This window comes from Paenarthrobacter sp. PAE-2, from assembly GCF_026013155.1.
In the GTDB taxonomy this organism is placed as follows: domain Bacteria; phylum Actinomycetota; class Actinomycetes; order Actinomycetales; family Micrococcaceae; genus Arthrobacter; species Arthrobacter ureafaciens.
This window is the reverse complement of sequence record NZ_JAPDNV010000025.1, coordinates 20,432-45,400: the sequence shown is the minus strand read 5'-3', so window position 1 is coordinate 45,400 and position 24,969 is coordinate 20,432. Positions and strand designations below refer to the sequence as shown.

23 protein-coding genes are annotated in these 24,969 nt (G+C 64.3%); 15 read left to right on the top strand and 8 right to left on the bottom strand.

What is annotated here, in order from left to right; translation table 11 throughout:
• Positions 1-228: 228 nt before the first annotated feature.
• The 4 genes from OCL88_RS14915 to OCL88_RS14900 all read right to left on the bottom strand — a co-directional run bounded on the left by OCL88_RS14915 (position 229) and on the right by OCL88_RS14900 (position 4,012).
• Positions 229-1,617: an FAD-dependent oxidoreductase gene (locus tag OCL88_RS14915; RefSeq protein WP_264963020.1), complete on the bottom strand. Its 1,389-nt coding sequence runs from the start codon at positions 1,615-1,617 to the stop codon at positions 229-231.
• A 101-nt stretch (positions 1,618-1,718) separates the two neighbouring features.
• A complete protein-coding gene (trxB, locus tag OCL88_RS14910; RefSeq protein ID WP_264963019.1) occupies positions 1,719-2,696 on the bottom strand; it encodes a thioredoxin-disulfide reductase in 978 nt (325 codons plus the stop codon).
• A 37-nt stretch (positions 2,697-2,733) separates the two neighbouring features.
• On the bottom strand, positions 2,734-3,156 hold the full coding sequence (locus tag OCL88_RS14905; protein WP_264963018.1) for an arsenate reductase ArsC: 423 nt from the start codon (positions 3,154-3,156) through the stop codon (positions 2,734-2,736).
• A 181-nt stretch (positions 3,157-3,337) separates the two neighbouring features.
• On the bottom strand, positions 3,338-4,012 hold the full coding sequence (locus OCL88_RS14900; protein WP_264963017.1) for an ArsR family transcriptional regulator: 675 nt from the start codon (positions 4,010-4,012) through the stop codon (positions 3,338-3,340).
• A gap of 45 nt (positions 4,013-4,057) precedes the next feature.
• On the opposite strand from OCL88_RS14900, the gene OCL88_RS14895 reads away from it, so the two are divergent.
• The 7 genes from OCL88_RS14895 to radA all read left to right on the top strand — a co-directional run bounded on the left by OCL88_RS14895 (position 4,058) and on the right by radA (position 9,336).
• Entirely contained in the window at positions 4,058-4,795 is a 738-nt protein-coding gene (locus OCL88_RS14895) for an aquaporin (protein WP_264963016.1), read from the top strand.
• A gap of 47 nt (positions 4,796-4,842) precedes the next feature.
• Complete coding sequence (locus tag OCL88_RS14890) at positions 4,843-5,196, top strand: ArsR/SmtB family transcription factor (RefSeq protein WP_264963015.1); 354 nt, start codon at positions 4,843-4,845, stop codon at positions 5,194-5,196.
• 23 nt (positions 5,197-5,219) lie between these two features.
• Positions 5,220-5,705 carry a GNAT family N-acetyltransferase gene (locus OCL88_RS14885; protein ID WP_264963027.1) on the top strand — a complete coding sequence of 162 codons (486 nt, stop codon included), beginning with the start codon at positions 5,220-5,222 and terminating at the stop codon, positions 5,703-5,705.
• 129 nt (positions 5,706-5,834) lie between these two features.
• Positions 5,835-6,266, top strand: a complete 432-nt coding sequence (locus OCL88_RS14880) for a LexA family protein (protein WP_031216180.1) — start codon at positions 5,835-5,837, stop codon at positions 6,264-6,266.
• Positions 6,259-7,557: a Y-family DNA polymerase gene (locus OCL88_RS14875; RefSeq protein WP_264963014.1), complete on the top strand. Its 1,299-nt coding sequence runs from the start codon at positions 6,259-6,261 to the stop codon at positions 7,555-7,557. The genes OCL88_RS14880 and OCL88_RS14875 overlap by 8 nt, the downstream gene beginning before the upstream one ends.
• A 29-nt stretch (positions 7,558-7,586) precedes the next feature.
• Positions 7,587-7,868 (top strand): hypothetical protein, encoded by a 282-nt coding sequence (locus OCL88_RS14870; protein WP_264963013.1) that lies wholly within the window; start codon positions 7,587-7,589, stop codon positions 7,866-7,868.
• A 94-nt stretch (positions 7,869-7,962) separates the two neighbouring features.
• Positions 7,963-9,336, top strand: a complete 1,374-nt coding sequence (gene radA, locus OCL88_RS14865) for a DNA repair protein RadA (protein ID WP_021471333.1) — start codon at positions 7,963-7,965, stop codon at positions 9,334-9,336.
• Between the two features lie 89 nt (positions 9,337-9,425).
• Here the strand turns inward: radA and OCL88_RS14860 are convergent, their stop codons facing one another.
• The 3 genes from OCL88_RS14860 to nhaA form a co-directional block, all read right to left on the bottom strand.
• Positions 9,426-11,048, bottom strand: a complete 1,623-nt coding sequence (locus tag OCL88_RS14860) for an ABC transporter permease (RefSeq protein ID WP_264963012.1) — start codon at positions 11,046-11,048, stop codon at positions 9,426-9,428.
• Complete coding sequence (locus tag OCL88_RS14855) at positions 11,048-11,971, bottom strand: ABC transporter ATP-binding protein (RefSeq protein WP_264963011.1); 924 nt, start codon at positions 11,969-11,971, stop codon at positions 11,048-11,050. The genes OCL88_RS14860 and OCL88_RS14855 overlap by 1 nt, the downstream gene beginning before the upstream one ends.
• 163 nt (positions 11,972-12,134) lie before the next feature.
• Positions 12,135-13,511 (bottom strand): Na+/H+ antiporter NhaA, encoded by a 1,377-nt coding sequence (gene nhaA / locus OCL88_RS14850; protein ID WP_264963010.1) that lies wholly within the window; start codon positions 13,509-13,511, stop codon positions 12,135-12,137.
• Between the two features lie 386 nt (positions 13,512-13,897).
• On the opposite strand from nhaA, the gene OCL88_RS14845 reads away from it, so the two are divergent.
• A complete protein-coding gene (locus OCL88_RS14845) occupies positions 13,898-15,277 on the top strand; it encodes a TrkH family potassium uptake protein (RefSeq protein WP_413775465.1) in 1,380 nt (459 codons plus the stop codon).
• A gap of 247 nt (positions 15,278-15,524) precedes the next feature.
• On the top strand, positions 15,525-16,601 hold the full coding sequence (disA, locus tag OCL88_RS14840; protein WP_021471338.1) for a DNA integrity scanning diadenylate cyclase DisA: 1,077 nt from the start codon (positions 15,525-15,527) through the stop codon (positions 16,599-16,601).
• 16 nt (positions 16,602-16,617) lie between these two features.
• On the opposite strand, the gene OCL88_RS14835 is transcribed toward disA, so the two are convergent.
• A complete protein-coding gene (locus OCL88_RS14835) occupies positions 16,618-17,286 on the bottom strand; it encodes a hypothetical protein (protein WP_264963009.1) in 669 nt (222 codons plus the stop codon).
• A 127-nt stretch (positions 17,287-17,413) separates the two neighbouring features.
• On the opposite strand from OCL88_RS14835, the gene OCL88_RS14830 reads away from it, so the two are divergent.
• From OCL88_RS14830 to OCL88_RS14805, 6 genes are all read left to right on the top strand, one after another.
• A complete protein-coding gene (locus tag OCL88_RS14830; RefSeq protein WP_264963008.1) occupies positions 17,414-18,364 on the top strand; it encodes an A/G-specific adenine glycosylase in 951 nt (316 codons plus the stop codon).
• 32 nt (positions 18,365-18,396) lie between these two features.
• Positions 18,397-18,879 carry a hypothetical protein gene (locus tag OCL88_RS14825; protein ID WP_264963007.1) on the top strand — a complete coding sequence of 161 codons (483 nt, stop codon included), beginning with the start codon at positions 18,397-18,399 and terminating at the stop codon, positions 18,877-18,879.
• 95 nt (positions 18,880-18,974) lie between these two features.
• Positions 18,975-19,466, top strand: coding sequence for a hypothetical protein (locus OCL88_RS14820; protein WP_264963006.1), 492 nt, complete (start codon positions 18,975-18,977; stop codon positions 19,464-19,466).
• Positions 19,467-19,552: 86 nt separating this feature from the next.
• Positions 19,553-22,141: a DUF4118 domain-containing protein gene (locus tag OCL88_RS14815; protein WP_264963005.1), complete on the top strand. Its 2,589-nt coding sequence runs from the start codon at positions 19,553-19,555 to the stop codon at positions 22,139-22,141.
• Positions 22,138-22,818: a response regulator gene (locus OCL88_RS14810; RefSeq protein ID WP_264963004.1), complete on the top strand. Its 681-nt coding sequence runs from the start codon at positions 22,138-22,140 to the stop codon at positions 22,816-22,818. The genes OCL88_RS14815 and OCL88_RS14810 overlap by 4 nt, the downstream gene beginning before the upstream one ends.
• A gap of 149 nt (positions 22,819-22,967) precedes the next feature.
• Entirely contained in the window at positions 22,968-24,944 is a 1,977-nt protein-coding gene (locus tag OCL88_RS14805) for an amino acid transporter (protein WP_264963003.1), read from the top strand.
• Positions 24,945-24,969: the final 25 nt, after the last annotated feature.

Genomic DNA, 24,969 nt, shown 5'->3' with positions numbered 1-24,969 from the left:
CCCCGTTCCGCCGGACGGTTAACTGTTTCTTGGAAGGCCGGACAAGCCCCAAGCATCGCCGGAATTCCACTTCGCAACACCGCATCGGTGGTCTCCACAACCGGTGCTCCGGCCGCCGTAGGGCGGTCCGGCCCATGACGAAGCCGGCGGCGACAGAGTCTTCTGAGACCGAGACTCTCCCCCCAGCCGCCGCCGGCTTCAAGGCCGGCTGGCCGTCACTTCATCTCTTTAATTGGACTGGTTCTGGCCCGAGCGTCCGTGGGCCAGCCCGGTCGGGAACCCGACGAACGCCGGCTCCGGAGCCGAGCAGCAACCACTTTGGGACTCTTGCTCTTCAGTTTTGTTGGTGGGGATATCACAGCTGGTGCCGGCATCGGTGGAGCAAACACCCGTTTCGGGCAGGTCCAGATGGACAGTGTCGGCGGCTTCCTGGTCTCCGGCAAGGGCGGCCGCGACGGAGCGGACTTGCTCGTAGCCGGTGGCAAGCAGGAACGTCGGGGCCCGCCCGTACGACTTCATCCCGACAATGTAGAAGTCCTTTTCCGGGTGGGCGAGAAGCTTCGCGCCGTGGGGTGGGACGGTCCCGCAGGAGTGGAATTCCGGGTCGATGAGGGGGCCAAGTTCGGTGGGTGCTTCAACGGCCGGGTCCAGGTTCAGGCGCAGTTCACGCAGGATATCCAGATCGGGCCGGAACCCGGTGCACGGGACGATGACGTCGGCCTCGAGGGTGCGGCCGTCCACGGCCTCGACCGTGACTCCCGTGTTGAGGGTTTTGATGGTGCTGATCCCGTACCCGGTATGCAGTTCGATGGTTCCGGCTTCGACGAGGCGACGCAGGCGGGAGCCGAGCTGGCCGCGGGCCGGGAGCCCGTCGGCGTCACCGCCACCGTAGACCTTCTCAGCGCTCGCGCCGCGGACGGCCCAGAGGACCCGGGTGGTGGGCTCTGTTTTGGCCAGGTCGGCCAGGTTAATCAGGGTATTCGCCGCCGAGTGGCCGGCACCGACAACCAGCACACGGCGGCCGGCGAATGCTTCGCGGTCCCGGCCGGTGACGTCGGGCAGGGGCGAGGAGATCCGCGTACCGGCTTGTTCTTCGCCGATGGCGGGCAGGCCGGACGTGCCCAGCGGGTTGCGCGTGGACCAGGTTCCTGAGGCGTCAATGACCGCGGCCACGGCGTGGTCCCGGATCTCCCCGTTGCCGTGGTCGACGCGGACGGTGAATGCAGTGGTGTCCCGGTTCTTGCTGTGGGTTTTGTCCAGGCCATTCCGAGTGACGGCAATGACCCGTGCGTTGGTGTGGAGGCAGGACGCGATCGGTTCTGTGGCGGCCAGCGGCGCGAGGTAATTATCGATCAATTCCCCACCGTAGGGCAGGGCGGTCGGGCGCGGGTGTTCCCACCCCGTAGCCTCGAGTAGCCGCACGGCTGCGGCGTCAAGGTTGAACCGCCACGGGGAGAACAGCCGGATGTGCCGCCAGTGCTCGATCGCGGATCCCGCGGTGGGGCCTGCTTCGAAGATGACCGGGTCCAGGCCTTGTTCGAGCAGGTGCGCTGCGGCGGCGAGCCCTACCGGGCCGGCGCCGATCACGGCGACGGGAAGGTTGGAGGCCTTATCCATGCTGTCCTCTGTTCTGTGTCCGTTGGTGCGGTGGTTTCGGGAAGGGACCTGCCGGTCCTTATGGGTCCGGCAGGCGTCACCCCCCTCCCCTGATCGTGCGCTTAGGCGTGCGTGGGTTCTGCGACCAGGGCGGTGGCGATGCTGTCTGAGTCCTCCAGCGCGGCGAGGTAGCGTTCGGCGTCCAATGCTGCCGCGCATCCGGTGCCGGCGGCCGTGATGGCCTGCCGGTAGCGGTGGTCCACGGCGTCCCCGCAGGCGAAAACACCGGAGAGGTTGGTGAGCGTGGTGGGTGAGTCAACCTTGATGTAGCCCTCGTCGTCCAGCTCGACCTGTCCGGTGACCAGATCGGTGCGGGGCAGGTGCCCGATCGCGACGAAGATCCCGGTCGCGGCCTGTTGCCGGGTCGCTCCGGTGCGGGTGTCGGTGAGGGTGACACCGGTGACCTTGGTGTCGCCGTGAATGGCGGTGATGGCGGAATTGAAGGCGAAACTGATCTTGGGGTTGTCCTTGGCGCGCTGGGCCATGATCCGGGAGGCCCGGAGTTCGTCCTTGCGGACCACGACGGTGACGGACTTGGCGAAGCGGGTCAGGAACGTCGCTTCTTCCATGGCGGAGTCCCCGCCCCCGACGACGATGATGTCCTGGTCCTTGAAGAAGAACCCGTCGCAGGTGGCACACCAGGACACCCCGTGACCGGACAGTTTCTTCTCTTCGGCCAGGCCGAGCTCTTTATAAGCCGAGCCAGTCGCGAGGATGACCGCCGGGGCCTCATGCGTCTCGCCGGCGCCCGTGACCACGCGCTTAAGGTGACCGGTGAGATCAACTTCGGTGACGTCATCGAACACCACCTGCGCACCAAACTTCTCAGCCTGTTCCTGCAGACCGTCCATCAGTTCGGGGCCTTGGATCCCGCCCGGGAAGCCCGGGAAGTTCTCCACCTCAGTTGTGTTCATCAGCGCCCCGCCAGCGGTGACGGACCCGGCCAGGACCAAAGGCTTGAGGCCAGCGCGGGCGGCATAAATGGCCGCGGTGTACCCGGCAGGGCCGGAACCGATGATGATCAGTTGTTCGTTGCTCACGAAACTGCTCCTAAAAGAGAGACGAAAAAGGGGCGGGTTATTTGGCGGCTGGGATCAGGGAAGCGATCAGATCCTCGATGCGGCTCTTGATCTCGTCCCGGATCGGACGGACCGCCTCCACACCCTGCCCTGCAGGGTCTTCCAGGACCCAGTCCTCGTAGCGCTTGCCGGGGAAGTACGGGCATTCGTCCCCGCAGCCCATCGTGATCACAACGTCCGAGTCCTGCACGGCCTCGGTGGTCAGGACCTTCGGGATCTCGGCGGACATGTCGATGCCGAGTTCGGCCATGGCCTCGACGGCTGCGGGGTTAACCTTGTCCGCGGGCTGGGAACCGGCGGAGCGGACCTCGATCGCGCCTTGCGCCAGAGTGGTCAGGAACGCTGCGGCCATCTGGGACCGGCCGGCGTTGTGGACGCAGACGAACAGAACGGACGGCTTCTTGACGGTTTCGCTGCTCATAAGGAGTTCTCCTGGGTTTGGGTTGGGTGAGCTGTTCGGCTTGGGTATTCCGGGCCGCAACCCACACCCTCCAGATATTGATGTTCGTCGATGTAGGGAGTATTTCCCAAAACATTGATGATTGTCAATATTTAGATGAGGCAAGGCTTGGCCCCGGCGTTGGGGGGGGTGGAGTGGGTGTTCAGGCGGCGTGCAAACGTGGGACGAGGTCGCTGATTCGGCGGGTGATGTCCTGGTAGGCGTGCTCGAAAGCGGCGGGGGTTCCGGACCGGACGGGGTCCGGAACGGACCAGTGAATATTGCTTGGCGGGGAGGCGAGCTCTTCGTGGGCACTGTCACAGACGGTGATGACGAAGTCGCGCCCGTCGGCGACGTCATCCAGGTGCTGCGGAGCGCGGGGGCCGAGGTCCAGCCCGTGCCTGGCCGCGATCTCAACAGCCCCGGGCGCGATGCGCTCGGCAGGGTGGGTGCCCGCGGAAGCGGCCGGGATATCGCTCGCCTGCCGCCAGAGGGCGGTAGCCAGTTGGGAGCGGGCACTGTTGTGGGTGCACACGAACAACACCCGGTGCACGGCATGCCCGGCACCGGGAGTGAGGCCATCCAGGGAGCCAGGGGTGAGGCTGAGGTAGCTGCGGCGCTTGTCCGCTTCGGAGCGGTGCCGCCCGACCAGGCCTGCAACCTCGAGGGTGCGCAGGTGGTGGGAGAGCAGGTTGGAGGGGATGCGAAGCTCGGCCTGCAGTTCGCCGGGCGAGTAGTCACCCAGGGTGAGCAGATCCACGATCCGCAGCCGGGCAGCGTCGGCCAGGGCCGCATGCTTCGCTAGCCGAACGTCAAAGGTATTTCGTTCAGTTTCCATTGGTTCAATTTTGACTGAGTTAATTTTCCGGGTCAAGCTTGTGGCATGACTTCACAGCAGCCGCCATTGTGGCGCCGCGCCTTGGCCGAACTGATCGGCACCTGCCTGCTTGTCGCCGTCGTGGTCGGGTCCGGGATCGCCGCGCAGCAGTTGTCCCCGAACGACGTCGGCCTGCAGTTGCTGGAAAACAGCACCGCCACGGTGCTGGGGCTCACGGTGCTGATCCTGGCGTTCGGCCCCGTCAGCGGGGCGCACTTCAACCCGGTAGTTTCCGCGGCGGACTGGTTCCTGGGCCGGCGCCATGGTACCGGACTGACCCTGACCGAACTCGGCACCTACGCAGCGGCGCAGGTCGCTGGCGCGATCGGCGGCAGCATCCTGGCCAACGTGATGTTCGACCTCGGGACCTCGATCTCAACCAAGGACCGCACCACGCCCGGGCACCTGGTTGCCGAAGTCGTCGCCACCGCCGGGCTCATCCTTCTCATCTTCTCCCTGGCCCGCACAAACCGCGGACTGCTGGCCGCCCCGGCGGTCGGGGCATACATCGGGGCCGCATACTGGTTCACGTCCTCGACCTCGTTCGCGAACCCAGCCGTGACCATCGGCCGGATTTTCACCGATACCTTCGCAGGCATCGCCCCGGTCTCCGTTCCCGGCTTCATCCTCGCCCAGATCACTGGTGCCGCACTGGGCCTGGGCCTACTACTGGCCCTGTTCCCCGCGGCAGGGAGCGCCCCGGACGACGTCGTCGTTCCGCACCCGGCCAAAGAGACGGCCTGACCGTAACTTGATATTGATGCTTGTCAATATTCGGGCATAATGGGGAGATGACTTCTCCGCTGACCATCGAACCGGCTACTACCGCCGATCGTGGCTGCTGCGCCCCCGACGCCGCTGCCCTCGATGCCGAGGACGCCAAGCAGCGGGCCCTGGTCTTCAAAGCCCTGGCGGACCCGAACCGGCTCCGGCTGCTCTCCATCGTCAAGGCCTCATCCACAGGCGAAGCGTGCGTATGCGACCTCCCCGGGCCGCTGGAACTGAGCCAACCAACCGTGTCCCACCACCTCAAAGTACTGGTAGAGGCCGGGCTGCTGCACCGGGAGAAGCGCGGCACGTGGGCCTACTTCTCCCTCGTCCCCGGCGCCCTCGATGAGGTCGCCGCGACACTCGCCGCGCTGTGAGCCCCGCAGCGCCGATCAGGGCAATGCAGCCCGGGGACTGGCCCGCGGTGCGAAGGATCTACCAGGAAGGGATCGACGGCGGCCACGCCACGTTCGAATCGACCGCCCCCGACTGGGAGGCGTTCAACACCACGCGGCTCCCCGGCCACCGCCACGTCGCTGGCCTGCCAGGCCGGGCCGCTCTGGGCTGGGCAGCCGTCACGCCGGTGTCATCCCGGACCGCATACGCCGGAGTGGTCGAACACTCCATCTACGTCAGCACGGACGCCCACGGTCAGGGCATCGGCGCCGCCCTGCTCCAGGCACTGATCGCCTCCACCGAGAGCGCAGGGATCTGGACTATTCAATCCAGCGTCTTCCCCGAAAACGAACCCAGCCTCAAACTCCACAAGGCCCACGGCTTCACAGTAGTCGGACGCCGCAATCGCATCGCCCGCATGCCGCACGGTCCACTCGCCGGGCAATGGCGCGACACACTCCTCATTGAACGGCGTTCCGCACTGATCTGATGGCCTCGTAACCACTGGCGGCCGGGCCACAGCGAAGAGTCGCCTCGGATGCGTTCGATTAAGAAGCTATTTTGTCGGCCGCCTGCAGTACAGTTAAATTCGAACATAAATTCGAATAAAAGGTGTGTTGTGGGCGTGATAGTTGGCCCCCGCGTGATAGATGCGGGGCTGTCTCTGGTGAGGATCCTGGTGGCGCCGGTCGCGGTGGCCGCCGGTTATCCCTCGCCGGCACAGGACTACTTTGAGGGCCGGATCGACCTCAACGAGCACCTGATTAAAGATGTGACCAGCACATTCATCGTGCGGGTTACCGGGCAGTCGATGGAGCAGGCCGGGATCAGTGACGGGGACGAACTGATCGTCAACCGTGCCTTGGAACCGAAGGACGGCTCCGTGGTGATCGCGGTGCTTGACGGGGAACTGACCATCAAACGGCTCCGGATCACCCCCACTGCCGTGATTCTGCAGGCAGACAATCCCCGTTTTCCGGACATCGTGGTTCCGGCGCTGTCCGAACTCACCATCTGGGGCGTGGCCACGAGGTGCCTGCACCATGTCTAAGCCAGCACTGATGCGCCGGATGCAGGAAATCGCGCACGTGGACGTTAACTGCTTCTACGCTTCGGCCGAGCGCGCCTTCAACCCGTCCCTGGAAGGCAAACCGGTGATAGTGCTCTCCAACAATGACGGCTGCGCGGTCACCCGCTCCCCCGAAGCCAAGAAGCTGGGAATCGGCCTCGGCGAGCCGTGGTTCAAACTCCGGCCCCGCGCCAAGGAATGGGGTCTGGTGGCCCTCTCCAGTAACTACGAACTCTACGGCGACATCTCCGCCCGGGTCATGGAATTGCTGGGCCGCTACTCGGCCTGGTTGGAGGTCTACTCAATCGACGAAGCATTCCTGGGCGTCAAAGGCGAACCGGAGCAACTGCTGGAGCTGGGCCGGACCATTCGTACGGCCTGCCGGCGACACGTCGGCGTGCCCGTCTGCGTCGGCATAGCCCCCACCAAGACCCTGGCCAAGCTGTGCAACAAATGGGCCAAGCACAATCCGGCCTTCCGTGGCGTATGCAGGTGGGAATCAGTACCCGCGGAACAACGCGAAGCGCTGATGGGGCGGCTTTCCGTGATCGAAATTTGGGGAGTGGCCACCCGGCTCACCAAGCGCCTGAACGCGATGGGCATCTTTTCGATTCTGGATCTGGCCCGGGCGAACCCCGTGGCGATCCGGGACAAATTCTCCATCGTCATGATGCGCACCGTCCTGGAACTGCAAGGCACACCCTGCATCCCCATGGAAGAGGAACGCGTCGGCAGGGACCAACTGATCTTCTCCCGTTCCTTCTCCACGCCGATCACCACGGCGGCGGGGTTGCGGCAGGTCATGAGCGTCTACGCCCAGATGGCCTCTGCACGCCTGGCAAAACACGATCTGCAGGCCAAGGTCCTGACCGCGTTCGCCGCGACGTCCCACTTCAACCCCAACGAGAAATCCTTCCCGTCAGTCTGCCTGACCCTGCCCGCACCAACCGCCGACCCCGTGCTGCTCACCAAGGCCGCCCACGCACTGCTCCCCCAAATCCATGAAGGCGTGAAGTACGTCCGGGCGGGAATCATGGTCACCGACCTGCGTCCCACCGGGAACCAGAAGCCGCTGGAACTGTTCCGGAATCCCCACGAGGAACGCGGCGTTGGGACCCTGCTCGAGGACGTCTCCAAACGCTATGGACGCGGAACCATCGGCCTCGGGCACGCAGGCATCCGCGGCGGACCCGACTGGACCATGAAACGCGACATGCTCTCCCCCAGATACACCACCCACTGGGACGAACTCCCCCTCGTCAAAGCCGCCTGACCCGGCTGACAAGTAGAAAGAAGCCCCTCATGACCCTGGCACCCGAACACCCGAACTGCGCACTCCATGAGGTCGCTGTCCGGTTCAGCCCCGACGGCACCCCGATGGCCATCCGGCATGACGGAGGGATCTGGATGGTGGACCCGGACATTCACGCCGACCACTGGTTCACGCAAGACGCCGCAGGTGACACCCCGCGCGAGCACTGGCAAGTCCAAGCCAGACTCCCCACGGCAGGGGCGGAACTGCGGACTTTCACACTTCGCCGGGAGCCGCTGCACGCCGCGTGGCGGCTCGAATCAATCCGCTGATGCCCGAGGACCCGTACCGCACCCCTGTCCCGGATCAACTCTCGGAACAGATCGCCGCCTCATCCTGTCAGTCCCCCCGGCTAACCTTGAACGCATGGCTTCCAAGACGTCCCGTGCATCCAAGACACCCGCTTACAAATGCGCCGAATGTGGCTGGACCGCCATCAAGTGGGTGGGTCGATGCGGCGAGTGCCAGGCCTGGGGAACAGTCGAGGAGTACGGCGCCACGGTTGCGCGCACGACGGCGGCCGCTACAGTGCTGGAGCCGGCCCGCCGGATCGCTGAGGTAGACGGGACAACCGCAGCGTTCCTGCCCACCGGCGTGGACGAACTCGACCGCGTCCTGGGAGGAGGGCTGGTCCCCGGCGCCGTCATCCTGCTCGCCGGCGAACCCGGCGTCGGGAAGTCCACACTCCTGCTGGACGTCGCCGCGAAGTTTGCCCGCACAGGGCAGGACGTCCTCTACATCACGGGTGAAGAGTCCGCTGCACAGGTGAAGTTGAGGGCCGAGCGGATCGACGCGGTGGCGCACACCCTTTACCTGTCGGCAGAGACGGATCTGGGCCAGGCGCTTGGCCAGGTGGAAAAGTTGGAACCCAAACTCCTCATCGTGGACTCGGTACAGACGCTGAGCAGTGCCGACGTTGAAGGCAGCGCTGGCGGTGTTTCCCAGGTGCGCGAAGTCGCGGCTTCGATCATCGCCGCTGCCAAACGCCGCAACATGACCACTCTCCTGGTTGGCCACGTCACCAAGGACGGAAACATTGCCGGGCCGCGGCTCCTTGAACACCTGGTGGACGTTGTGTGCCAGTTCGAAGGCGAGCGCCACTCACGGCTTCGCTTGCTTCGCGCCGTCAAGAACCGCTACGGCGCCACGGACGACGTCGGCTGCTTCGACCTGAACGAGGCCGGAATCGAGGGGCTGGCCGACCCCAGCGGGCTGTTTGTTTCGCGGACCCGCGAGCCCGTTTCGGGTACCTGCATCACGGTCACCATGGAGGGGCGGCGCCCGCTCCTTGCAGAGGTGCAGTCACTCTTGGCGGACAGCGCCAACGCCCAACCGCGGCGGGCCACCAGCGGCTTGGAGAGTTCCCGTGTTGCCATGCTGCTGGCCGTGCTCCAGCAGCGGGCGGGATGCATGCTGCACAAGGACGATTCCTATGTGGCGACCGTGGGCGGGGTGAAACTGAGCGAACCCGCAACGGACCTGGCGGTGGCCCTCGCTGTCGCATCTGCCAAGTCCCGCAAGGCCCTTCCGCAGCGCCTGATCGCGTTTGGCGAAGTGGGGCTGGCAGGTGAAGTCCGTCCTGTGCCCGGCATCAACCAGCGGATCCAGGAAGCCCATCGGCTCGGCTTCACGCACGCGATCGTTCCGGCCAGTCCCGCGGGAGCCGGGGTCATCCCCGAAGGCTTCTCGGTGCGTGAGGTTGGCCATCTCGCGGAGGCGCTGGAACTGCTGATCACCTAAGCTGTGCCATCCAGCTGCGCGGTACGGCCTTGAGCGCGCCTCACTGCAGCTCGTCCGTGGACGAGCTGCAGTGCGAACATTAAAGCTCTTTATGGGACGGTGAGGTCCCTGCGGTAGATGGCGCGGCCCGCGAGCGCAGCCACTATGAGGGCCGTACCGGACATAAGCAGGGCGCCCTGGAGGTTGAAAGTTTCGACCGGCATGGCCGAGGAATGCCGGAACGGGCTAAAGTCCCGGAGCCAGGCGGGCAGGCCGAGAAGTTCGCCGAACTGTGCGAGGACGAGCGCGGCCCCCAGTGCCGCCCACCCGACGGGGCTGGAAAAGCGGGGCGTGAAGGCGAACACGAGCGCGGTGAGCGCTGGGAACACCAGTGCTGCAGGGACGTGCGCCAGGCAGGCGGCAACCACTATGTCCGGGCTGCTCCCGCCTGCTTGTGAGACCGCAAGCACGGTGGCAGCTACAGCCCCGGTGATGACAGGAATGGCGGCGGTGGAGAGCGCTGCGACGGCCAAGGTGCCGGTAAGCCAGCGGATACGTGGTGTGGGTACTGACAGCAGCAGTTCGGCCCGCCCTTCGACTTCTTCGGCCCGAAGCCGGAGCACGGCCTGGATGCCGGAGGCGGCTGCCATCACACCACCAAGGCCGAGCATGGCGGTGGTGAACAGGTCAATCATGTTGGCTTTGACGGGGACAATCCGGGAAATCAGCTCGGCGATTGAGGGGTTTCCTACGAGGGCGTCCCTGATCACCGGCCCCAGCGCTCCGGCCACCAGACCCAGCACGGCCGCCGTGAAGCACCACCCAACCAGCGTTCCCCGCTGGAGCCGCCATGCAAGGCCCATCACCGACCTTATGCCCGGCCCTGCGCGTTCGGGACCGTTATCTCGTGCGTGGAGGTAGCTGTCCCCCAGGTCCCTGCCTTTTCTGAGTGTCACGGCAACTGCCGCCAAAGCCAGTGCGGCGCCAGTGAGAACAAGCAACGGAGACAGGTCTGTATCCGCATAAGGACGGATACGTTGGCCCCAGCCGATGGGTGAGAACAGCGAGGGCCACCCTGGGACAACGCGCAACATGGACTGATCCGGGGTGCCAAGGGCGTCCCCCGCACCACGCATCAGATATGCCACCCCGACTAATGCCGCTGCCGTACCGTTAGCGCTTCGGGCCGAGGGCATGATCTGCGCGACCCCCGCAGCAGCTGCTGTGAAAAGCAGCCCCACTCCTCCGACAGCTGCTCCCGCCAGCAGGGAACCGCGAACAGGAAGACCTGCCGCAATGAATCCCACCGCGACAGTAAGAGCCAGCATGGCGTTGGCTGATAATCCCAGTAGCAGGGCTGCGTACAGGGGCGCCGGGCGAGGCACTGGGGTGGAACCGATGAACTCTGCACGGCCTTGGTCTTCGTCATCGCGGGTGTGGCGGATGACCAGGAACGTGCTCATCAGCCCCGCGAGGACCGCCATAAAGGAATAGCCCTGAAAAAAGGTGACCGCCCCGGTGCTGATGCCGTCCGGCAGTCCGCGCAGGAACAGGAAAGCCGGGCTGGCAGCCGCAACCGTGATCAGGGCAGCGCGTTCATTGTCCGCACCGAACTGGGTGGATATAGCGGTCGCTGCCGCGAATCCCAGCCCTGCGATGCCTCCGATCCAAACAGCTAGTTCCCAACGGTCCCTGCGTGCTTGAAGCAGGGCCAGTGTGCCGACTGCACTCATCACCGTGCCTCACTTTCCTTGCCCGCGATTTGGTCGCCGTAGTGACGCAGGAACAACTCCTCCAAAGACGGAGGCGCGGCCGTGATCGCGGTGATTCCGGCTGACGCCAAGGCATCCAGGACAGAGTGCAGATCCGCAGTGTCGGCGTCGAAAACAATGGTCGATCCGTCAACATGCAAGTCCCGGATACCCGGCCACGCAGCAAGCGAGTGCGGGTCTGCGGACGTGGTGACTTGGAACCTGGTGCGGGTCAGGTGCCGCAATTCCGTGAGCGTTCCGGTTTCGACCGCGGCCCCGGACCGGATGATCGTGACTCGGTCACAGAGCTGTTCTACTTCGGCCAAAACATGGCTCGATAGCAGGACCGTAGCCCCATCCGCTTTGACCCGGCGGATATGCCGCCGGAACGCAGCGTCCATGACGGGGTCCAGCCCGGAACTGGGTTCGTCCAGAAGATAGAGCCTGGCCGGGCGGGAAAACGCAGCGATCAAGGCCGCCTTCTGTCGGTTTCCCTTTGAGTAAGTTCGCGCCTTCTTCGAAGGATCAAACTCAAACTCGTCGATGAGCTCCCGGCGCAGGGCCTCATCGACTCCGCCGCGGAGCCCGCCGAGCAGGTCTATCACTTCCCCGCCGGTCAGGTTAGGCCAGAGTGTCACATCTCCCGGGACGTAGGCGATGTCCCGGTGCACTGCTACCGGATCAACCCATGGGTCAGTCCCGAAAACATGCACCGACCCGGAAGTGGGTCGGATCAACCCGAGGAGGATGCGAAGGGTCGTCGATTTTCCCGCGCCGTTGGGACCGAGGAAGCCGTGAACCTCGCCGGCACGGACGGACAGCTCCAGCCCTGAAAGGGCAACGGTACTGCCGAAGTTCTTGACGAGGCGGGAAATCTGGATGACAGAAGAAGGATCTGTGCGCATGGCCGGACATGTTCCTTTGGGTCGCAGTGATCACGCCCCGGCGGTAGCCGCAGCGAGCCGCACGCCGTCACGCGTGTGGGCCGACCAGGCTTCCCGGCTCTCCAAGCGACATACTACAAGTGCCTCACCACGCGCGGAAGAGCCGGCCCAGGCACTACAAAGGTCACGGTTTTGGCTGGTTAGCGGCGCCACCAGCGTTGTTCTGTGGTTTGTCTTGCTGGTAGACGTCGGGGATGCCGTCATTGTTGGCGTCAGCGGTTTCTTCGGCTTCAGCCATGCGGTAGTGGCGGTTTCTGGTGCTGAGCACTGCCGCAGCGAGCAGCGCTGCCACGAGGGAGGCGGCCAGGATCGCGACTTTGGCGTGGTCATCATGGGGATTGCCTTGTCCGAAGCTTAGCTCGGCAACCAGTAAGGAGACAGTGAACCCAATCCCGGCCAGCATCGACACACCCAGCACATCGATCCAGGCCAGCGACTTATCCAGTGCGGCCCGGGTGGCTTTGGTCAGGAGCCACGTGGTCGTAAGGATCCCGATGGGTTTACCGACCACCAAGGCGATAATGATTCCCGCAGCCACTGGGTCAGTCATCGCCGATGTCAGGCCGTCCCATCCTCCCAGGGCCACCCCTGCGGAGAAGAACGCGAAGACCGGCACAGCGATACCTGCGGAGATGGGCCGGAAGCGGTGCTCGAAGATCTCGGATAACCCCGGACCGGCGGTTGGGCCGCCGCTTGCTTTGGAGCGGATGACCGGCACGGCCAAGCCCAGCAGAACACCAGCGACTGTGGCGTGGATTCCTGAGGCATGGACAAGTGCCCATGTCACAACGCCCAGAGGCAGCAGGATCAGCCACGCAGCGGCAGCTCTGGTGCCGAAGAATCGACGGTACTTCTGCGCCAGGAACGCGTACACCCCAAGTGGTATGAGTGCCATTAACAGCGGGGCCGGTTGGATGTCGCTGGAGTAAAAGACAGCGATGATGGTGATGGCGATCAGGTCATCGACCACGGCCAAGGTCAGCAGGAATATCCGCAAAGCGGCGGGGAGATGGGAGCCGATGATCGCCAAGACGGCGACCGCAAAGGCGATGTCTGTTGCCGTGGGGATCGCCCATCCCCGCAGCGTTTCCGGGCTGGCTGCGTTGACAAGGGCATAGATGAGAGCTGGTACCACTACGCCGCCGACCGCCGCAGTGATCGGGACGACGGACTTGCTGAACTCGCGCAGGTCGCCGGCAACAAACTCGCGCTTAAGCTCAAGACCGACCAAGAAGAAGAAGATCGCCAGCAACCCATCGGCCGCCCAGGCGCCCAGGCTCAACTCAAGATGCCACGGTTCGTACCCGATCTTGAAGTCGCGCAGTGCAAAGTAACTCTCCGACGCCGGCGAATTTGCCCACACCAACGCGATCACGGTAGCAACGACCAACAGGGCGCCGCCGACGGTCTCTTTGCGGAGGATCGCGCCGATACGCAACGATTCCGAATAGCTGCCCCGACCAAGAATTGAGGGCCGGGCACCGGCAGGTGGCAAAGGCATGGAATGCTCCTAAAGCGAGACGACAAATAACCATGCCGACCAGACTTCCCGGCTCACCTGGATCCAAGTCTACGGGACACAGTTGCCGGGCTCACGGCTGCCAGTGCGCGGAGCACGTTCCGTTGCTGCCATTCTTTGGCCCTCCCCACCCAAGGCGTTAAGGATTCGTAAAGGCTGCGGACTTTTCCCCCGAATGCCGCCAGGCCCGGTGCTACGCTGCTCAGGCCCAGAGCGGAACGACAACGAGGCGACGCCGAATGCACGCACACGACACCTTGCACGACCGTAGGCTTTCTCCCGCCGGACAGTCCCCGGCGCCCATGCGGCACTTGAGCTGAAGCGACATGAGGTTGCGTAAGGTAACACCGAAACCAGGAGCCGCCCGTATAAGCACGGATGAGTGGTGGAAGGAAGCAGGACGGCACAGCGGTAGGCTGGCCCGCGCCACTCTTCACCCAGTCCGGTCCGTTCCCCTGGCCTTCCTCGCCGTCATCCTTCTCGGGACAGGGCTGCTCACTCTTCCCATATCCAGGACAGCTACAGGTGATGACGCCGGGCTCCCTGCCCTGTTCACGTCAGTGTCGGCGGTGTGCGTCACGGGCCTGATCACCGTTGACACGCCCAGCTACTGGACTCCTTTCGGGCATGTCGTGATCCTGGGACTGATTCAGGTTGGCGGGTTCGGGATCATGACCCTGGCGACGCTGCTCTCGCTGCTGGTCCGTAAGACAATCGGCCTCAGGGGACAACTGGTAGCCCAGACAGAAACGCACACCCTGAACTTTGGTGATGTCCGCTCCGTCCTCTTCCGTGTGGCACGGATCATGCTGACCGTCGAAGCGGTCACCGCGCTGGTCCTGGCCGGCAGGTTCTGGATCGCCTACGACGCAGACGCCGGCACTGCCCTCTGGCATGGGACTTTCCACGCAATCTCCGCCTTCAACAACGCCGGCTTCGCCCTCTACAGCGACAACCTCATGGGATTTGCCTCAGATCCTTGGATCATCGTCCCCATCTGCCTCGCTGTGATCACAGGCGGACTCGGGTTCCCGGTGCTTATCGCCCTCTATAAGGACGGGTTCCGACCCAAAGCCTGGTCCGTGCACCTACGCCTCACCATCTACGGCACCATCGGCCTACTCATGCTCGGTGCAGTACTCTTCGGCACCTTTGAATGGAACCGCGACGAGACCATCGGCCAGATGCCCGCTGGAGGAAAGGTACTCGCCGTGTTCGCCGGAACTGTGTTCCCGCGAACCGCCGGGTTCAACACCATCGACTACGGCGTCGCAGCACCCGAAACACTCATGGTCACTAACATCCTGATGTTCATCGGCGGCGGCAGCGCCGGAACCGCCGGCGGCATCAAAGTCACCACTTTCCTTCTCCTGGCCTTCGCCATTTGGAACGAAATCCGCGGACGCGAGCACGTCACCATAGCCCACCGCTCCATCAGCTCATCGGCCCAACGCCAGGCCTTATCAGTGGCACTGCTCGGCGTCGGCGCCGTCATCACAGGAACCCTGCTCCTGCTCATCTTCACCGACCACAGCCTGGACCGGGTCCTTTTCGAAGCGATCTCGGCATTCGCCACCGTCGGCGTCAGCACCGGAATCACCTACGACCTGCCCGCGGACGCCCAATTAGTCCTCATCACACTCATGTTCGCCGGACGCATCGGGACCATCACAGTTGCCTCCGCTCTCGCACTCTCCAACCGGCCCCGCCTCTACCAACTCCCCGAAGAAAGACCGATCATCGGCTGACGTGGCAAACAGCCGGGTCCAGACTCTTAGGCAGGAAGTGCACTCCACAAACAACCCCGGCCATCCACTTTCGAGGCCATCCCAAACATAACGAAATGGCCCACTTTGGGGCTTGCTGGTGCGGTTAAGGGTGCCCGGAAGCCATATCATGGTGCTAGCCGTCATCAGGGCATTTTTGTTCCACGCCGCGGGATGCCGGATTCAGCTTGTCTGTGAGCCGTGGCTTGCACCTTCGAAGGGAAACCCTATGGCCCGGAGCCCGGAAGAATCGCTCAAGGCGACTCTGGCCAGAGTCGCACCCGGAACTCCCCTGCGTGACGGTTTGGAACGCATCCTCCGTGGCCGTACCGGCGCGTTGATCGTACTGGGCTCGGACCGCACCATCGATTCGATCTGCTCGGGCGGGTTTGAGATCGGCATCGAGTTCTCGCCCACACGGCTTCGTGAACTCGCCAAGATGGACGGCGCAATCGTCTGTGACAAGGATGCCAGCAACATCATCAAGGCCGCTGTCCAACTGGTTCCGGATTCGAGCATCGAGACCCAGGAATCAGGCACCAGGCACCGCACGGCCGAGCGCGTGGCCATCCAGACCGGCGTTCCGGTCATTTCCGTCAGCCAGTCAATGCAAATCATCGCCCTCTACGTGAACGGTTTGCGCCACGTTCTGGAGGGTTCAGAAAAGGTGCTGGCCCGCGCCAACCAGGCCCTTGCCACGCTGGAACGCTACAGCGCCCGCCTGGACCAGGTCACCAGCTCGCTTTCGGCCCTGGAAATTGAAGCCTTGGTCACGGTCAGGGATGTTGCGGTGACGCTGCAGCGCCAGGAAATGGTCCGCCGGATCTCCGAGGAAATCGCCCAGTACGTCCTGGAACTGGGCGAGGACGGCCGCCTTCTGTCCCTCCAGGTGGAAGAACTCACCATGGGCCGGGGTCCTGGAATCGACGTCATCATCCGCGATTATGCCGATCCGGACGCGACGCCCGAAGACATTGAGGCCTCCGTTCAAGCGCTTCTGAACCTCGGCCCCACCGAACTCATCGACCTCAGCAAGATCGCCCACATCATTGGCTTCGCCGGTGGCGTTGAGCAGCTGGATGCAGTGGTCCAGCCGCGCGGCTACAGGCTTCTGTCCGGTTTGAAGTCCGTTCCCAAGGCCGTGGCCGACAGGTTGGTGGATTACTTCGGCGGCCTCCAGAACCTCATGGCAGCCACCATTGAGGACCTCATGACCGTGGACGGCATCGGAGACCAGCGCGCCCGCACCGTCCGTGAAGGCTTGAGCCGCATGGCAGAGGCAAGCCTGCTGGACAGGTTCCTCTAAACGACCGGAGACGGGCCTAGTTCAGCTGGAACACGGCCTTCGGGCTGGTCTTGTTTCCCAGCCGCGCCTCGAACGTGTAGTACGCGCCGCCCCCGCCCGGCTTGGCGTTGATCGCACCGCAGCCTTCCAGTGTCCGGTTGCGTTGCCATGGGAAGTTCGCGGTTTCGCTCTTGCCCGGCTGGATGGTCTTGATGAGGTCCACGCCGCCTGTCTGGCAGTCCTTGGAGGAGAAGATGCGGTCCGAACCGCTCATCACCAGATACTCCATTTGGGAGGTACCCACGTTCACCTCGCACGGCGCGGATCCGCCGTTGGTGATGGTCATGGTGAGCAAGGGCATTTCCTCAGGCCCATATGCCGGCTTGTCGGTTTTCGCCGCCACCGTCATGCCGTTGAAGTCGCAAACGGGCGTTGGGGAGGCAGAAGGCGTGGCGGTTGCGCCGGACGGAGCAGCAGCCGGGGACGGCGGCGTGGTTTGGAAGGGTGTAGCGACTGCCTCGGGCTCGGAACCGCTGGCCAGCGCACGGGTGATGGCTGAGATACCAGCAACGAGCAAGGCGATCACCACCAGCAGGCCGATGAGGACAACGAGACGCCGACGCCGGTACACGGCCGGGCTTGGGCGCCGCTTTTGCGTCGGCGCAGAAGAGCGCGCTGACGACTGCTGCTTACCCTGGGTGGCCATATTTCTAGGCTAGGCGGCGGACCCTCAAGGGACCTCACCACCACGCCGCCTACCGGCAATGTGACGTCCGCCATGGTGCCCCGGCCGCCAAGCGGGAGGCCTCGGGTCAACTACAGTAGAGGGCAGCATGACACTGACAAATACCGGCCATCTATCACTGCTCCACAAGGCTTTGGACCAGTGGTTTGACGCCAATGCCCGTGACCTTCCCTGGCGTGAGCCTGACTGCAGCCCGTGGGGCATCCTGGTCAGCGAAGTCATGCTCCAACAAACCCCTGTGGTCCGCGTGCTCCCTGTCTGGCGCGACTGGATGGAGCGTTGGCCCACTCCCGCGGATCTAGCGAGTCAGCCCTCGGGCGACGCCGTCCGCCACTGGGGTCGGCTCGGCTACCCGCGCCGGGCCCTCCGCCTGCACGCGGCCGCCGTCGCCATCCGGGACCAGCACAAAGGTGCGGTGCCGGACAACTACGCGGAACTGCTGGGCTTGCCCGGCGTGGGCTCCTACACCGCAGCCGCCGTCGCGGCTTTTGCTTTCGGTCGACGCGAAACTGTGGTGGACACCAACATCCGGCGGGTGCATGCCCGCCTCATCTCCGGACTAGCCCTCCCGGCACCGGCCCTGACGGCGGCGGAAATGCGCCTGGCGGAGGCGCTGCTACCCGAGGACCGTGGGCTGTCTGTCCGCTGGAACGCGTCCGCCATGGAGCTTGGCGCGATGGTTTGCACGGCCCGCAATCCCAAGTGCGTGGACTGCCCGGTCCGCGCCAGCTGCGCGTGGCTCGCGGCAGGCGAGCCGCCGCCGTCGTACACCCCCAAGGGCCAGGCGTGGCACGGCACCGACCGGCAGGTCCGCGGTGCCGTGATGGCCGTCCTCCGCGAAGCCGCGGGTCCCGTTCCGCGCGAGATGTTCGAGCAGGTGCCTGCGGATCTCGGGTTCGCGCCCACCGGCGTCGGAGTCCCGCTGGCCGCGCTGCACCGGCTCAATTCAGCCCCCGAACAACTTGAGCGCGCCCTGGACGGGCTATTGAAGGACGGTCTGGCAGAAATGCACGACGGCGGTTTGCGGCTTCCGGCCTAGTCCTTGCCGGGGTGCGCGCCTACCCTGAAGCCATGGGCAGGATGACATTGGCGTTGACGCTGGCGGGAACCGTGGGATTGCTGCACGGCTGCTGGGAAGGCCCTGTTGCCTGCCCTGCCATGGGGCAAGTTGCCGGAGTATCAGTGGCGGTGACGGCCGGGTACTCGGCTTCAGTGGGCAAGCTCCACCTCAAAGCCTGCCAGGACGGGGTGTGCACGGAAGGCGACGTGGCGCTGTACCCCGGCTCCGTGTCCGTCGATCAGGGCTGCACACCGGAGGGCGTGTGCTCCGCGAAGTCCTCCCCTGACGGGACCATGCGTGGATTCCTCGAGTTGCCGGCGTTGGCTGAATCCCCCCTGGACGCGACGGTGAGCGGCACCGCGCCGGCAGGAACTGCTCTTCCGTCACGGACGCTGACCTTCACCCCCAAGGGTGGATTCCCCTTCGGTGAGCAGTGCCAGAGAGTCGTGACGGCCAGCCTCGTCCTGGACGAAACGGGGCTACGGCAGGAATAGTGGCATAGCTCTGGCTAATTAATTCCCCGCCGGGTAGTCTCGCTCCTGCGTGTAGGTAACGGTTGGGAGGCGTCGTGCGCAGTATGGAAAAAGCCATGGATACGCGCGTTGCCTCCGCAACGGAATTGGCCGCCCGCATACAGCACGCCCATGGGCCGGAGCTGAAGAGTCTCCTGGCAGATCTCACATCGCCGAGTGACCACCGCTCCGGTCGCCGCCTCCACCGACTGGGACCAGTCCCTTCCATGGAGGACGCCACCATCAAATTGACGCTGGTTGCGGAAGTTTTGGAGCTCGGTTGGTTCGCCCTTGGACCCGCGCCGTCCGGGACCTGCGTCACGCTTTCCCTGGCCGCCCACCACGAGGAAACCGGGCTGCACGCGGAGATCCCGGCGGACGAGTGCGAAGCCTGGGCGCGGGCGCTGGTCGGTCATGCGTGGATGCGTTTCGTTTACAGATGCGAGTGCTCAACCGGGCCCGCGAGCGCCAGCGTTGTCTCCTACAGACTGTATTTGGATTCCTTCCACAGGCCTGCCGGCAAGCCCGTGGAAGTGCTGGCCGAGGGCTGTCGACCGCTGGGCGGATAGGGCCCGCCCCCCGAACACCCGGGTTTCTTGACCCGAGGATTCCGGCGTCCTACGCCGGCAGCGTTTGATAGTGCAAGACTGTGAGTGTGGCAAGAGGTACTCTTCGCGTTTTTCTGGGCTCGGCGCCTGGTGTGGGTAAGACTTTCGCCGTGCTCCAGGAAGCCCATCAGCTTGCGGCGTTGGGCCGGGATGTTGTTGTCGGCATCATCGATGATCACGGGAGGAAGGACATCGAGGGCCTCGTCTTGGGTCTTGAGGCCAATGGGCACCGCCAAGACGGCCTTTCCGGTGGCCCGGATCCGGAATGGGACGTGGACGCAGTGGTAAGACGGCACCCGGACATTGTGGTTGTGGACGACATGGCCCATTCCAACTCCCCGGGGAGCCGGTTCGTGCATAGGTGGCAGGACATCGAACTGCTGCTCGCGTCCGGGATTGATGTGCTGTCAACCGTCAGTATCCAGCACTTGGCTTCGCTGAGCGACGTCGTCTCCTCAATAACGGGACAACCGCCAACGGAAACCATTCCGGATGACATTGTGCGCCGCGCGGACCACATTGAACTCATTGATATTGCGCCGGAGCTACTCCAGGAACGGCTGTTGGCCGGGAACATCTACCCGCAGGACATGGTGGATGCTGCCCTTGCCAATGAATTCCGGCTTGGCAACCTCACTGCTCTTCGCGAGATCGCCTTGATCTGGCTTGCGGACAGGGTGGACGAGGGATTGGCTGAATATCGGGCCAATGAAGGCATCACTGCGACGTGGCCCGCCCGCGAGCGCGTTGTGGTGGCGCTGGGCGACGGCCCGGACGACGAGGCGTTGATCCGGCGGGCTTTCCGCATCCTGTCCCGAATCAACGGCGGGGACTTGCTGGCTGTCCATGTAGCCCGCCCCGGAGAGAGCCCGACGGCGGATTCCCGCTTGTTGGTTGAGCAGCGCCGGCTGGTTGAGGAGTTGGGCGGCAGCTATCACACGCTTGTGGGAAAGGACGTTGCAAAGTCGTTACTGGAGTTTGCCCGGAGCGTGAATGCTACGCAGATTGTGGTGGGTGTACCGCAGCGCCGGCTTGCCAGCCGCGTGTTGGGCGGCAACGTGGGCTACAGGGTCGTGAGCGGATCGGGAGATATTGACGTTCACATGGTTTCCCGTTCGGCCGGGCCGAGGACTCTCCCGCAGCTTCCGTCCGGCTCATTGGGGCGGACCAGGACAATCGCGGGATTCATCCTGGCGTTCCTCCTGCCGGCACTGAGTACCGCTGTGTTGGCAGTTGTCCCCGATCTGAACCTCGCCACGCACGTACTCATCCACCTGACCGGGGTAGTGACCGTAGCGTTCGTTGGTGGCCTGTGGCCGGCAGTGCTGGCAGCCCTTCTGGATTCGTTGCTGTTGAATTACTTCGAGACGGAGCCGGTAGGGACACTCGGCATCAGCAACCCGCAGAACTTCTTTGCATTGCTGGTATTCCTCTGCGCAGCAGTGTCGGTGTCCCTGCTCGTGGACATTTCCACGAGGAGGACCCGCGAAGCTGCCCGGGCCCAGGCCGAGGCCGGGACCTTGGCCGGCCTGGCCCGAGACGCCTTGATATCGGACGATTCCGTGGAAGCCTTCCTTGGCAAGACCCGGGAGACCTTCCAAGTGCAAGCTGCAGGCCTTTTCACCAGGCCGTCCGATGTGAACGACCGGCCCTGGCAGCTGCAAGCCTTTTCCGGAAGCAGGCCACCCTCACCGGACGCAGCAACGCCAGGTTTGGACGCCGTCGAGCTGGCTGATCCCCATACTGCGCTGGTGCTGTCCGGCCGGACCTTAACGGCGGGCGATCGGCTGCTCCTGTCCGCCCACGGCGCCCATCTTCTCCTGCTGCGCCAGCGGGAGCTGCTTCACAACAGACTCAGAAGCACCAGGAAACTGGCTGAGGGCAACAGCATCCGAACGTCGATCCTGCGGGCCGTCAGCCACGACCTGCGGACTCCCCTGGCCGGCATCAAACTGGCCGTCACGGCCTTGCAGCGGCAAAAAGGGCGGCTGCCCGAGGCCTTGGAGACGGAGATGCTGGACACCATCGATTCCTATGCCGACCGGCTCGACTCACTGATTGCCAGACTGCTGGACATGTCACGCATATCCAGCGGTTCGGCCACTCCGTTGTCCGCCCCGGTGACGTGGCGCGACGCCATTGAGGACGCCTTGCGGGGCCTGCCTTCAGGAGGGATCCGGGTAGAGCTCGCCCCCAACATGCCGGTGATCGAGGCGGACATCGGCATGCTTGAACGGGTGATAGCCAACATCGTTGAGAACGCGCTGAAATATGCACCCGGGTCCGACGTCGTCATTGTTGGCGCGTCCGGCGCCGCCGGGGTTGCCATGGTGAATGGCCGGCCCTGCGGCGAGCTCCGGATTGTCGATCACGGCCAAGGCGTCGCGGAGGGCGGCGTGGTGGCGATGTTCCAGCCTTTTCAACGGCTTGATGATGCCCCGGAAGGCTCCGGCATAGGTTTGGGTTTGGCTGTGGCGAAGGGCTTCACCGAAGCGATGGGCGGTGAGCTGATTGCCCAACCGACGCCGGGTGGCGGCCTGACGATGGTGATCCGGTTGCCGCTCTCCACAGGCCCGGGCAGCACTGGTCCGGGGAGCACCGGCCCGTCCAAGAGGGCCGTAGGGAGCGCATCATGAGGACCGTTCTGGTGGTGGATGACGAACCGCAGCTCCTTCGGGCCCTGCAAATCAACCTGCAGGCCGAGGGCTACCGGGTGTTGACGGCGTTGGACGGACTGTCAGCTTTGAACCACGCCGAAACCAGCGCGCCCGATGTCATCGTCCTGGACCTCGGGCTGCCGGACATCAACGGCGTGGACGTCATCGCCAGGATCCGCCGCACCAGCACCACGCCGATCATCGTCCTTTCCGCCCGCCACGGGTCCGTCGACAAGGTGCGGGCGCTGGATGCCGGTGCCGACGACTACGTCACGAAGCCGTTCGGTCTCGATGAGCTTCTGGCGCGGCTCCGCGTCGCCGGGCGCCGCTTGGCCCCCGACGTCGGGGCACACGGCCCGACGGTCGACGTCGGGGATTTTGAGGTCGACCTGGCCAACCGGAAGGTGCTTCGGAACGGAGCCGCGGTCCGTTTGACGCCCCGGGAGTGGGCGATCCTTGAACTGCTGGTGCGGAACCCCGGCAAGCTCATCACCCAACAGCAGATGCTGGCAAAAGTGTGGGGGCCGGGTTATGCCGACGAGACCCATTATCTGCGCGTCTACATGGGGCAGCTGCGCCGGAAGCTCGAAAGCGACCCGGCCCGGCCCAAACATCTGCTCACCGAGGCCGGGATGGGGTACCGCTTCGAGCCCTGAAACCGGCCGCGCGCGCGCCCGCGGAGGCTCCGAAGTGGCGGGCGTAAATGATTTATCAAGAAAAACTCCTTTCCCGATCCGCCGTTCATGGCCGGTGTTAGCTTCGCACTGAACGCGATGCCGACGTCTTGCAGCGCGGAAAGGAATCCATGACCACGTTGAGCAGGCCCCCGGCAGATCCGTCTGCACTACGCCCGAAAGGCGGGGAGGCCCTGAAGAACTGGCTGCTGTTCGGGCTGCAGGACAGTAAAGGCCTGCACCAGGGCCCGGGTGCTGTGGGCGATGCCCATACCAGGAAGCATGCGTGGTGGCAGGTCATGTGCCTGACGGGTGTGGACTATTTCTCTACCTTGGGCTACCAGCCGGCCATCGCCGCCCTCGCCGCCGGCGTCATCTCGCCGCTGGCTACTTTGGTGCTGGTCGCCGTGACCCTTCTCGGTGCCCTGCCGGTCTACCGGCGCGTAGCCGGTGAAAGCCACCGTGGTGAAGGGTCCATCGCCATGCTCGAACGCTTGCTGCCCCGCTGGCGCGGCAAGCTCCTGGTCCTGGTCCTGCTGGGCTTCGCCGCAACAGACTTCATGATCACCATGACGCTTTCCGCTGCCGACGCCACTGCGCACCTGATTGAGAATCCTGTTGTTCCCGGCTGGTTGCACGGGCAGAATGTGCTGATCACCCTATTCCTGCTGGCACTGCTGGGCGCTGTTTTCCTGCGGGGCTTCAGGGAAGCAATCGGAGTCGCCGTCGTTCTGGTTGCCCTGTATCTTGCACTCAATGCCGTGGTGGTGGCCGTGACCTTGGTGCAGGTCTTCACGCATCCGCTGGCCGTCAACGGCTGGTGGAACACCTTGGTGACCTCCCATGGGAACCCGCTCATGGCCGTGGCGGTCGCGTTGGTTGTTTTCCCGAAACTGGCCCTTGGCCTGTCCGGATTCGAAACCGGCGTTGCGGTGATGCCCCAAGTCCGCGGCGATGCCCGGGACTCCGAAGCCAACCCGGCAGGCCGCATCAGGGGAACCCGGCGCATGCTCACCACTGCCGCGCTGATCATGAGCGGCTTCCTCCTCACCACCAGCTTCATCACCGTGGTCCTCATCCCGGAGCACCAATTCCAAGCAGGAGGGGAGGCGAACGGCCGCGCCATGGCCTACCTCGCCCACGAGTATTTGGGGACCGGGTTCGGCAGCGTCTACGACATCAGTACCATCGCGATCCTGTGGTTCGCCGGCGCCTCCGCCATGGCCGGCCTGCTGAACCTGGTACCGAGATACCTTCCCCGGTACGGGATGGCCCCGGACTGGGCCAAAGCCGTCCGACCGTTGGTGCTCGTTTTCACGTTCGTGGCGTTCTTCATCACGGTCATCTTCGACGCCGACGTCGACGCCCAAGGCGGTGCCTACGCCACCGGCGTCCTGGTTCTCATGACCTCCGCCGCCGTCGCCGTCACGCTGTCGGCCCGTCGGAAGCAACAACCCAAACGAACCGTGGGCTTTGGTGCCATCGCCGCTGTTTTCATCTACACCACCATCACCAATGTCATTGAGCGCCCGGAGGGCATCAGGATTGCGGCAATTTTCATTCTGGGCATCGTGGTGATTTCCCTGCTCTCCCGCGTCCGGCGCTCCTTTGAACTTCACGCCACCCGGGTTCACCTCGACGAGCAGGCACTGGAGTTCATGTCCACCACCTGGGAAGGCCCCATCATCCTCATCGCCCACGAGCCGCTGCGTGTTTCAGCTGCGGCCTACCGGGATAAGCTTGCTTCGGCCATCGAGGTGAGCCATCTTCCCCTCGCCCACGATCCCCTCTTCCTCGAAGTGATCGTGGACGATTCATCCGATTTCGAAACAGAGCTCCACGTTCGCGGCGTCACCCGCCACGGCTACAAGATCCTGGAAGTCCATGGCCCGGTGGTTCCGAACACCATTGCCTCCGTCCTTCTCCACATAAGGGACGCCACCGGGCTCATGCCGCACATTTACTTCCGTTGGACCGAAGGCAATCCCTTGACGAATCTCTTCAGGTTCCTGGTCCTCGGCGAAGGGGAGATTGCGCCCGTCACCAGGGAAGTCCTCCGTGAAGCCGTTCCCGATGTCACCAAGCGCCCGTGGGTCCACGTAGGCTGAACGGACTCGACCTGGAAGGTGACAG